This is a genomic window from Denitrificimonas caeni DSM 24390, assembly GCF_000421765.1.
Taxonomy (GTDB): Bacteria; Pseudomonadota; Gammaproteobacteria; order Pseudomonadales; family Pseudomonadaceae; genus Denitrificimonas; species Denitrificimonas caeni.
Map to the genome: position 1 here is coordinate 179,468 of NZ_ATXQ01000001.1, position 11,225 is coordinate 190,692.

Below are 11,225 nucleotides of genomic sequence, written 5' to 3' on the forward strand. Positions count from 1 at the left end.
CTCCTAAGCGGATACCACTTTACTGTGTCCCTGAAATCGGCCACGGGTATCAACGATAAGCTGGCTGTGTTTGAGCAGCACATCATAGTTAAAGGCATCATGGTCAGTAGCGATAATAATGCAGTCGTATTGCTCGATGTTGGCTTGAGTCAGCTCAACTGATTTAAGCTCAAAAAAGTAATCCCTTTTCCTTGGAAAAACAGGCACGTGTGGATCTGAATAAGCAATCTGTGCGCCCTTCTCTTCGAGCAAAGACATGATTTCCACTGCAGGAGATTCGCGGGTGTCATCAATGTTTTTCTTGTAGCTCAAGCCTAAAATCAGAATCTTACTTCCTTTAATGGCCTTTTCTTTTTCGTTTAGCGCATCAGTAACCTTTTGTACGACCCAGCGCGGCATGTAGTGGTTAATTTCACCGGCCAATTCGATAAAGCGAGTATTAATACCGTATTCGCGCGCTTTCCAAGTGAGGTAAAACGGATCAATAGGAATGCAATGCCCGCCCAAGCCGGGTCCCGGCTTGTAGGCCACAAAGCCAAACGGTTTGGTGGCTGCAGCTTCGATGACTTCATGGATATTAATGCCCATTTTATCGGCAACAATTTTCATTTCATTGACTAAACCGATGTTGACGGCGCGATGAATATTTTCCAGCAGCTTAGTCATTTCTGCAGCACGTGGGGTACTGACGGGAACCATTTGGTTGATTGCATGTTTGTAAAGCTGAGTGCCCAGTTCAAGGCAGCTGGGTGTCATGCCGCCAATTACTTTTGGAATATCTTTGGTGCTGTATTTTGTGTTACCAGGATCCTCACGCTCGGGTGAAAAGACCAGCGCGCAATTTTCACCAGGTATAAATCCTTGATTATTTAAAGCCGGCGCTAGCACTTCTTCAGTAGTGCCAGGCCAGGTTGTGCTTTCTAAGCTTAATAATTGCCCTTCTTTAAAGTAAGGCAAGATAGACGCTAAGGTTTTTTCGACATAGCTTAAATCGGGTTCACGATAGACATTAAGAGGTGTTGGAACACAAATAATGAGAGCATCCACATCCTGCGTGCGTGAGAAATCGCTTGTTGCTTCGAAGCCGTTGTTTTGCGCTGCAACAATCTCTTCTATCTGTAGACGCTCAATGTAGCTTTTACCATTATTCAAGCTGTCGACTTTTGATACATCTATATCAAAGCCAATAACCTTGATACCGACCTCGCTAAAACGCAAAGCAAGCGGCAAGCCGACATAACCCAACCCATAAATACCAACGACCACAGAGCCTGAGGCAATTCGTTCTTTTAATACACGCAAACCGCTCATAAGCTGCTCAACCCAATGACATTTTGAATAACCAAAGCATAATGCCAGATAACAGCCCATGAGTTTTGCCACAAGGCACAAAACGTATCAATTAATTAGCCTACTGCCGAGTGTATTTGGTCTTACCTGCTGTTTTTAAATTTACAGATGACTTAGTATCCGCAACTTCTTAAAAATCAGACTGGCTTAGATAGACGCGAAGGAACGTACCCATGAAAAAAATCATCTTTATCCTAATCATCGCTGGCGGCTGGTATGTGAATAAAAACGGCTGGCCTGACTTTGTGCAAAAATCGAACAGCCCTGTGATTACTAATGCTTCGACGCCATCAAAATCGCCCGCCGCACCTTTAACATTTGCGCCACATTCAACTGCAAGCGCTCCTGCAGCAACCTATCGCTGTGATGGCAGGCAACATTGTTCGCAAATGAGCTCCTATGATGAAGCGGTGTTCTTTTTACGCAATTGCCCCAACACTAAAATGGACGGTGATGGCGATGGTATTCCGTGTGAGCGGCAGTTTGGGCGGTGATGCAGAATAGGGATTTATTGAAGTTTTCGGCTGATGCGAATTTGCGGATGAGTACGGTTTTATACTGAGTTAGAAATTCCCGGTTGTCACATTTTCCTGCAGCCATGCGGGGGTTTCCCACATGGCCAACTCATACAAGACAGACGGCAAACACCGCTGAAGATACTAAGACTTAACGCTTAATGGTTTTCAGCAGATCTTCCGGGGTGATATGACCGACGATACCAGCGTTAAACTCTGCGCTGCCCAGCTGCGGCATATTGAGAATATGGCCTTTCATTTTGCCGATGATGTGCATTTCACACGGTTTGCAATCAAACTTCAGGGTGAGCACTTCATCACCATGAATCAACTGCATATCGCTGACTTTAGTGCGCACACCGGTCACGCCTTTGGCTTGTTTTGGACACAAGTTAAACGAGAAACGTAAGCAGTGTTTGGTGATCATCACCGGCACATCACCGGCCTCTTCGTGAGCTTCATAGGCTGCATCAATCAGCTGCACGCCGAAACGGTGATAAAAGGCACGGGCTTTTTCGTTGTAAACGTTGGCCAAAAAGGTCAGATGCGATTCTGGGTAGACCGGCGGCGGATCACTGACAGCTTTGCGGAAACCTTTCGGATGCGCAGCCACACGCGCTTCAGTCAACGCAGCAATGGCATCACGGCGCAAGGCTTTCAGTTGCGAATTAGGCACAAACCAAGCTTGCTCGGCTTGCACATTAATTTTCTGCGCATGATAAATCGTCGTACCCAACTTACTCAGGGTGTCTTTGATTTGCGCAATCGCCTGCTTAGCATCATCTGCAACAGTAAAAGGCTCTGTTTGCTGCACAGTGACGCTCACGCCTTCTTCACTGGTCGCGGTAAGCCTCAGCTGGTGCTCATCCAATTGCACTTGCCAATCCACTAATACACGACGCTCAGAGGATTTCTTTTGTAGGGCTTGCTGCCAGTTGTGATCCATATTGCGATTGAGCTGATACGGCGGGCGCAGCTCTTTGAGTTCAGCGCGCATGTCATTAGGCACCACGCGGTACTGACGAATCATCTGGCCGTCTTGCTCATACTCGCAGACTTGCTGCACGGTATTGGCACGAAAACCGATCACTTCACGCTTGTATAACACGTTTAAACCATCGCCATTGGCTAGAGGCTCAGTGGTTTGCACGCTGATATCATTTCGACCAATGCCAAGAATCTCGCCAACTGGCAAACCAATAAACTTCGGCGAATCAAAAGCACCGATATCAATTTTTCGATCACTGACAAAGTAATCCGTGCTGCCACGGTGGAAAGTTTTATCTGGATCAGGGGCGAAAAAGTGCTCGGTAAAACCACTGGATGAACGCGCCAGCTCTGGGCGTTCTAACAAGATTTCATCCAGCTGCTGACGGTAATAGGCGGTGATGTTTTTCACATAGGTCATGTCTTTGTAGCGCCCTTCAATCTTAAAGGAACGCACGCCAGCATCAACCAAATCACGCAGATTGGCGCTTTGGTTATTGTCTTTCATCGACAGCAAATGCTTATCGTAAGCCACCACGCGGCCTTCATCGTCTTTTAAGGTGTACGGCAAACGACAGGCTTGTGAGCAGTCACCACGGTTGGCGCTACGACCAGTTTGTGCGTGAGAAATATTGCACTGACCAGAAAACGCGACACAGAGTGCGCCGTGAATAAAGAACTCAATGGCTGAATCAACATTCTGGCTGATTTCGCGGATTTCTTGCAGATTCAGCTCGCGTGCTAACACCAGCTGAGAAAAACCGGCTTGTGAGAGAAACTTGGCTTTTTCTAGGGTACGAATATCAGTCTGGGTACTGGCATGCAGCTCAATCGGCGGCAGATCCATCTCCATCACACCTAAATCTTGCACAATCACCGCATCGACACCTGCTTCATACAACTGACAAATCAATTGCTGCGCAGGCTCCAGCTCATCATCATGCAAAATGGTGTTGATCGTAACAAACACCTTGGCATGGAACAGATGAGCGAACTCGACTAGCTCGGCAATATCGCTCAGGCTATTACTAGCGTTATGCCGCGCGCCAAAACTTGGCCCACCGATATACACCGCATCCGCGCCGTGCAAAATGGCCTCTTTGGCAATAATCGCATCGCGGGCGGGGCTGAGCAGTTCAAGGTGGTGTACAGGTAGGGACATAGTTTTCAAAATTCAGCTATTAAAAGACAGGACACAACGCCGCGCGATTCAGCAATCGAGACGCAGCGACACAATAAGTGCGCGCAGTTTACCACAGGGGCGCGCCAGACAGCAGACCATCAGTCGACCACCGAAAACTGCACCGAGCCGGTTTGTCCCGCTTCATCGAGCACGCTGAGTTGATAGATACCGCTTTTGCGAAATACGTGATCAAAACCCTCGCCACCCTGTGTGCTAAGCAAAGGTCGGCCATTGAGATACCACCACTGTTTAGCGCTGCCACCTAAGCTGGAGAAACGCAGACTCAGCTCAGAGTGCTGCGCGCCGGCTTTTTGTAAACGATCACCCGAACTGACGCCGACAATCTGAATCGGCTCACTGTGCATCGCGACAGATGGCGGACAACTGGGATCAATCGCTGCTAAACGTGTACGGCGCTGCTCTGCCAAAGGTAACCATGGTTCTAACGCCGCCGGCCACAAGGCCACGCGCTGCGCTTGTGCACCTGGGCAATCTTTGTCCACCCGTAATCCTTTTTTATTCAGCCAAATCAGCGGCTGCAACTCACTGCTAAAGGGCTCACCCATGGTTAAGGTCGGTGGAACTGTGCCATTGAGTGTCCAGGCGAAACGCAAGCGCCGACAATTATCATCACTGCGCGGTAATACCTGACCTAACGGCCAGCAAATAGCGGCAACGCCAACGCTAGCCGGCTGCGGATCAGGCAGCACAGGCTTAGCGTTTTGCCGATCACGATGATTCAGCACATCATGTACTTGTAGCAGTAACGGCGTCGCCGAGGCTAAACCAAACTGCCCAGGCACCGGCGTACCATCAGGTCGGCCAATCCACACACCAATTAAATAGCGCGAACTCACACCCACCGCCCAAGCATCGCGAAAACCATAACTGGTGCCGGTTTTCCAAGCTAACGGCGCACGCTCGACTAACTGCGCGCGCGGATCGATATCAGGACGGCGTTGGCCGGATAAAATGCGCCGCACAATCCAAGCGGCTCCAGCGGACATCAATGGTTTTTCTTGTAAGGCTTGCTGCGGCTGAAAACGCAACTGTGCCACTTTACCCTGCCGTGCAAAGGCACTAAAGCCACTGACCACATCCTCTAAACGCGTGCCAACACCACCGAGAATCAACGCCAAATTCGGCTGCGCACCTCTGGGTAACAACAGCGGCACACCAGAGTTACGTAACTCGCCGGCAAAACGTTTTGGACCGTACACTTCCAGTAACTGCACCACCGGCAAATTCAGCGAACGCGATAACGCCTGACTGGCAGCCACCGGCCCACTAAAGCCTTGGGAGAAATTACCCGGACGGTAATCACCGGCATGCCGCGGTACATCTTGCAGTAAAGACTCAGAATGAATTAAGCCTTCATCCAACGCCAGCCCATATAAAAAGGGTTTTAAAGTTGAGCCCGGCGAGCGCACCGCTTGAATCATATCGACATGACCGAAGCGCTGCGCATCTTGAATATCTAACGAGCCTAAATACGCCTGCACCGCCATAGTTTCGTGTTCAACAACGATAATCGCCGCCGAAGTGCGCTCAGGTAAACGCGCACGCCAGCCGAGCAACATCTCCTCTAAACGACGCTGCAAGCTGGCATCCAAGGTGGTTTCAATCACTGCAGAGCTTTTTGCTGTATTTAAACGCCGCGCCAGCAAAGGTGCTAAAGAAGGCTCATCACGCGGAGCTAACCACACCCGCTCTTGCAATGCATCGGCAATCGCCGCCTGCGGCCACACCTCAAACTGCTGTAAACGCTGGAGGATTTTATCGCGCGCCGCTTGGGCTCGCTCAGGGTGACGATCCGGGCGTAAACGGCTCGGTGCTTGTGGTAATACGGCGAGCAAAGCCGCTTCTGCACGACTGAGGTTTTTTGGTGATTTACCCAAATACGCCCAACTGGCCGCCGCCACACCCTCTAAGGTGCCACCAAAAGGTGCGCGATTCAGGTACAGCGTTAGGATCTCATCTTTGGATAAATGCCATTCCAATTGTGCCGTACGCCAGACTTGCCGCAGTTTGCCACGCAAGGTACGAGGGTGCGGATCGAGCAAGCGTGCGACTTGCATCGACAAGGTGCTACCACCGGAGACCACGCGGCCACCGCTGAGATTTTGCCAAGCAGCGCGGGCAATGGATAAAGGATTAATCCCAGGATGCTGATAAAACCAGCGATCTTCATAACCGAGCAACGCCTCAAGGTAATACGGCGAGACTTGATCAATGCGGATTGGATAACGCCAGACGCCATTATGATCGGCAAAACGCCACAGCGGCGTGCCATCCTGCGCCAACACCACTCGCGCCATATCGTCTTTGGGTAAGGGTAAAGGATCGAGCACATCTGCCAGCCACAGTAATGCGCAAAAAAGCAGCACACTCAAGGCTGCTCGGTGTAACCAGCGCTTACTCAACATATTACCTAGAAGTTCCAGTGATATTGCCCAATTCAAAACATCTCCAGCCAGCGCGTAGCAAAAATAAACTCAGCCCTACTATGGCGCTGCTAAACCTGTATTAGAAACTTACCTAAACAGTTCATTACAGGCCGATAAAACTTAATAAATAAAATATTTACCCTCGGAAACTTAGCGCAATTTATCGACAAACGTCGCAGATTCGAAGAAGTACATTCGCTATCTTATCTCAGCGGAGTTGCCTAAACTGAGCGTATCTTTTCATGTTCCAGGTCATCTTAATGTCTGTTTCCACAGGGCTTATTGCACTCGTTGCGCTCGTTTATATGGCAATTTTATTTGCCATCGCTTTTTATGGTGACCGCCGCACTACACCCATGAGCCCGCGCATGCGCTCAACGGTATACAGCTTGTCACTGGCAGTATATTGCAGCAGTTGGACATTTTTTGGTTCAGTTGGCCAAGCTGCAGAACAAATTTGGTCGTTTTTACCTATTTATATCGGCCCAATATTATTACTGACCTTTGCACCTTGGGTGCTGAAAAAAATGGTCATCATCAGTAAGCAAGAAAACATCACCTCAATTGCTGACTTTATTGCCGCACGTTATGGAAAATCGCAACGTTTAGCCATTGTCGTCACCCTGATTGCAGTGGTCGGTGTTTTACCTTATATCGCCTTACAGCTAAAAGGCATTGTGTTAGGCGTTAACTTATTGACCGGCGTTTCAGCCAATTCAACCGGCATCCATGCTCAAGATACTGCTTTAATAGTAACTGTAGCACTGGCACTATTCTCCATTTTATTTGGTACGCGTAATCTTGATGTCACTGAGCATCACCGTGGTTTAATGCTGGCAATCGCTTTCGAATCTCTAATCAAGCTTATGGCATTTGTGGCTGTGGGCTTGTTTGTAATTTATGGACTTTATAACGGTGTGGGTGATTTATGGTTGCAAGCCAAAGAAGCGCCCAAGCTTGAAGCTTACTGGAATGAAGCCACCAACTGGCCGGCAATACTGGTACAAACGTGCGTAGCCATGATGGCGATTTACACCTTGCCCAGACAGTTTCACGTCACTGTCGTTGAGAATAATGATTACAACGATTTACGCGTGGCACGCTGGGTTTTCCCTTTATACCTTTTAATAGTGGCGGTTTTCGTCATACCCATCGCACTTGCCGGACAATTGCGCTTACCTTTGTCAGTGGTGCCAGATTCATTTGTAATCAGTCTGCCTTTAGCTGAAGGCAATCCAACCTTAGCGATTATGGCTTTTATTGGTGGCGCATCAGCAGCAACCGGCATGGTAATTGTCGCTGCAGTAACACTCTCAATCATGATTTCCAATCATATTTTATTGCCTTTTTTATTGCAGTCACGCAACACCGAACGCCCCTTTGAAGCCTTTCGTTATTGGATGCTTACCGCTCGTAGGCTCAGCATCATTATTATTTTACTGCTCGCCTATACCAGCTATCGACTCCTAGGTGCCAACACCAGTCTCGCCACCATTGGCCAAATTGCCTTTGCCGCACTGACCCAGTTGGCACCTGCGATGATTGGCGCATTGATTTGGAAACCAGCCAATCGCCAAGGTGTATTTGCCGGTTTAACCGCTGGATCAATTTTATGGCTGTATACACTAGTATTGCCGGTAATTGCTGTCAGCGCTGGCTGGTCACTGGATGCTTTCCCGGGCTTAACATGGCTAGCTAATCAGCCGCTTGGTTTACCCATCGACCCACTCACCCTTGGTGTCACACTCTCTCTCAGCGGCAACTTCATACTCTTCGCCCTTGTGTCACTTTTTTCAAGAACACGCGTTTCAGAGCACTGGCAAGCTAACCGTTTTATCGGTCTGCATGTTGGCAACCGTCAAACCTTAACAGTGCAAATCAGTGACTTATTAACGCTATCGGGTCGTTTTGTTGGTGAAAGCCGTGCCAAGCAAAGCTTTATTCGTTTTGCTTATAAAAAAGGGCTCGATTTTAATCCTGCTGAAACAGCCAATAGCGAATGGATTGCTCATACCGAGCGTCTTCTCACTGGTGTTTTAGGTGCCTCTTCAACTCGCGTAGTTGTGAAAGCGGCGATCGAAGGCCGCGAAATGTACGTTGAAGATGTCGTGCGTATCGTTGGTGAGGCCTCTGAGGTTTTACAGTTCAACCGTACTTTACTGCAAGGTGCTATTGAGAATATCACCCAAGGTATTAGCGTGGTTGATCGCTCATTGCGTTTGGTTGCGTGGAATAGCCGCTACTTAAAACTGTTCAACTACCCTGATGATTTGATTCAAGTCGGTCGACCGATTGCTGACATTATTCGTCATAACGCTGACCATGGTTTATGTGGCCCGGGTGATGTTGAAACACACGTTAGCAAACGTTTGCACTGGATGCGTCAAGGTAATGCTCATACCTCCGAACGCCTGTTTCCTAACGGCCGCGTCATTGAGCTGATTGGGAATCCAATGCCCGGCGGCGGTTTCGTGATGAGTTTCACCGATATTACCGCGTTCCGTGAAGCAGAAAAGGCGCTAAAAGAAGCCAATGAAAGCCTTGAGCACCGCGTCAGCGAGCGTACCTACGAACTCTCACAGCTCAACGTTGCACTCAGCGATGCTAAGCATGTGGCGGAAAGCGCGAACCAGTCGAAAACTCGTTTTTTAGCAGCGGTAAGCCACGATTTAATGCAGCCACTCAATGCTGCCCGTCTATTTTCAGCGGCACTCTCTCATCAAGAAGCGTTGCCTGAAGATGCGCAAGACCTGGTCAAAAATCTTGATAGCTCTTTACGCTCAGCAGAAGACCTGATCAGTGACTTACTGGATATTTCACGTCTAGAAAGCGGACGCATTACCCCGCACTGTAAACCGTTTGCCTTAGGGGCTTGGCTCGAGGCATTAGGAGCCGAATTTACGGCCCTAGCGGAACAGCAAGGCATTGATTTTCGTTTACGCAGCACTTCATTAAATATTGTTAGCGATCCAAAACTTTTACGCCGTATCGTGCAAAACTTTCTTACTAATGCTTTTCGATATGCCAACGGCAGTGTGCTACTTGGCGTGCGTCGCCAATCCAATAACGTACGTATTGACGTTTGGGATCGCGGACAAGGAATACCTGAAGATAAACTGCAATTCATCTTTGAAGAGTTTAAACGTTTAGACAGCCACCAGACTCGCGAAGAAAAAGGTCTTGGTCTAGGCTTAGCCATTGCCGATGGTTTAAGCAAAGTGCTTGGTCATAAAATTGAAGTACGCTCTTGGCTGGAAAAAGGCAGCGTATTTAGTATCACCGTCCCTTTGTATCGCGGCGCTTTAGCTACTGCAGCGCCAGTTGCTATCAGCAACACCCAAATACAGCCATTAGCAGGCTTATGCATACTCTGCGTGGATAATGAGAACAGCATTCTGGCAGGCATGCACAGCCTGCTCACTCGCTGGGGTTGCCAGGTATTAACCGCGAGTAATCGCAGCGAGTGCAGCACCGCTCTTGCTGAAGGCTTAGTGCCAGATATTGCTTTAGTGGACTTTCACTTAGATGCAGGTGATACCGGAATTGCTCTTATGGGCTGGTTACACAAACAGGGCAACGCGTCGCTGCCTGGGATTGTAATCAGCGCAGATGCACGCCCCGAACTCATAAGCCAAGTACACGCGGCAGGTTTAAGTTTCTTAGCCAAACCAGTTAAGCCAGCAGCCCTACGCGCTTTAATTAATAGTTACTTACCAAATAGGTGACACTGTTTGCTGGAGTCATAGATTTTTTCGTAACGAAGCGTACTCATCCAGTGCAGCATCGCACTCCAACTCCAGTCGAGGCCTAGCCAAATGACAGGCAAAAAAAAGGGCAACCTAAGTTGCCCGAATTGCCTTGCGTGCTTCAGAGTTAGAAAAGATCAGTTCGAGTTGCGTTTTTGCTCTTCTTTTCTAACGAAATAATAAAGACCAAAGAAGAAAGCGACCATAAGGGCGACTGTCCCGATGCCTGCGAATACGACTACATCCATAAACATTGCAATCTCCTTAACGCTTTTCAAAATTAACTTGATTTAAAGATACGCCACAACCACCTAAGCCACATTGATAGAGGTCAATAGATTCTCTCTCTGTGTAAGCTTACTCATTAGTAACACAGCTATTCTTCTCGCCGTTCTGAATTAACGTTTTTTCTTCGATTTCTTTTTAGAATTAGACTTGGCACTAGTTAAAGACAGAGCTTTAGTAAAAGCAGCCCGTACCGTCTGCAAGCGCTTTTCATTTTGGTCGTGCACTCGGCGTACACGCTCACCCGAGAAATCAACAATATTTTCTACGTTCTCATCACTCATATCTCAGCCTATTGTTATCTTGATGCATATAGCTAGCTTACCTGATCAGACTTTCACATCAACCCAGACGCCTTGGCGCGATAGCTCACCACTTTTGTCATACTGACGATCTGCATCATCGACATCAGTCTCTTGCTCTTCACCACTCTGCTGCCGTTGCTGACGTTTACGTTGCTCTTCTCTGGCTCGTTCTTGTGCGGCAGATAGCTCTTCCTTTTCAAGACCCAACTCTGCACTTTTTGCATTTTCTTGCACAGGCAACACTGGGGCAATAGCCGGCTTAGGCTTTTCCACATCATGCTGTGACGTTACTGGGTGTAAACCTTGCGGAATAGGGGGAAGCATACAAAGGCTCCTACACTCATACAGTGAGGCATCAACTATAGCGATCAAGGCAGCAATTGTCTCAATAACTCGTTTGAACCCCA

The 11,225-nt window shown here is 48.5% G+C and carries 8 protein-coding genes; 2 read left to right on the forward strand and 6 right to left on the reverse strand.

Translation table 11 applies throughout. The features are described 5' to 3' along the window. Nucleotides 1–3 precede the first annotated feature (3 nt). Nucleotides 4–1,311 (reverse strand): nucleotide sugar dehydrogenase, encoded by a 1,308-nt coding sequence (locus H591_RS0100805; RefSeq protein ID WP_022965040.1) that lies wholly within the window; start codon nucleotides 1,309–1,311, stop codon nucleotides 4–6. 212 nt (nucleotides 1,312–1,523) lie between these two features. Here H591_RS0100805 and H591_RS14560 point away from each other — a divergent pair, with 212 nt between their 5' ends. Beyond that, on the forward strand, nucleotides 1,524–1,844 hold the full coding sequence (locus tag H591_RS14560) for an excalibur calcium-binding domain-containing protein (RefSeq protein WP_022965041.1): 321 nt from the start codon (nucleotides 1,524–1,526) through the stop codon (nucleotides 1,842–1,844). A gap of 172 nt (nucleotides 1,845–2,016) precedes the next feature. Here H591_RS14560 and H591_RS0100815 read toward each other — a convergent pair whose 3' ends face one another. Next, complete coding sequence (locus H591_RS0100815) at nucleotides 2,017–4,014, reverse strand: peptidase U32 family protein (RefSeq protein WP_022965042.1); 1,998 nt, start codon at nucleotides 4,012–4,014, stop codon at nucleotides 2,017–2,019. A 119-nt stretch (nucleotides 4,015–4,133) separates the two neighbouring features. After that, nucleotides 4,134–6,461: a peptidoglycan glycosyltransferase PbpC gene (gene pbpC / locus H591_RS0100820; protein ID WP_022965043.1), complete on the reverse strand. Its 2,328-nt coding sequence runs from the start codon at nucleotides 6,459–6,461 to the stop codon at nucleotides 4,134–4,136. A 281-nt stretch (nucleotides 6,462–6,742) separates the two neighbouring features. On the opposite strand from pbpC, the gene H591_RS0100825 reads away from it, so the two are divergent. Continuing rightward, a complete protein-coding gene (locus H591_RS0100825; protein ID WP_028244082.1) occupies nucleotides 6,743–10,207 on the forward strand; it encodes a PAS domain-containing hybrid sensor histidine kinase/response regulator in 3,465 nt (1,154 codons plus the stop codon). A gap of 158 nt (nucleotides 10,208–10,365) precedes the next feature. Here H591_RS0100825 and ccoM read toward each other — a convergent pair whose 3' ends face one another. The 3 genes from ccoM to H591_RS0100840 all read right to left on the reverse strand — a co-directional run bounded on the left by ccoM (nucleotide 10,366) and on the right by H591_RS0100840 (nucleotide 11,142). Then, nucleotides 10,366–10,482, reverse strand: a complete 117-nt coding sequence (ccoM, locus tag H591_RS16250; RefSeq protein WP_022965045.1) for a cytochrome c oxidase subunit CcoM — start codon at nucleotides 10,480–10,482, stop codon at nucleotides 10,366–10,368. Between the two features lie 144 nt (nucleotides 10,483–10,626). After that, nucleotides 10,627–10,797 (reverse strand): hypothetical protein, encoded by a 171-nt coding sequence (locus H591_RS16040; RefSeq protein WP_022965046.1) that lies wholly within the window; start codon nucleotides 10,795–10,797, stop codon nucleotides 10,627–10,629. A 45-nt stretch (nucleotides 10,798–10,842) separates the two neighbouring features. Beyond that, nucleotides 10,843–11,142 (reverse strand): hypothetical protein, encoded by a 300-nt coding sequence (locus H591_RS0100840; RefSeq protein ID WP_022965047.1) that lies wholly within the window; start codon nucleotides 11,140–11,142, stop codon nucleotides 10,843–10,845. Between the last annotated feature and the right edge of the window lie 83 nt (nucleotides 11,143–11,225).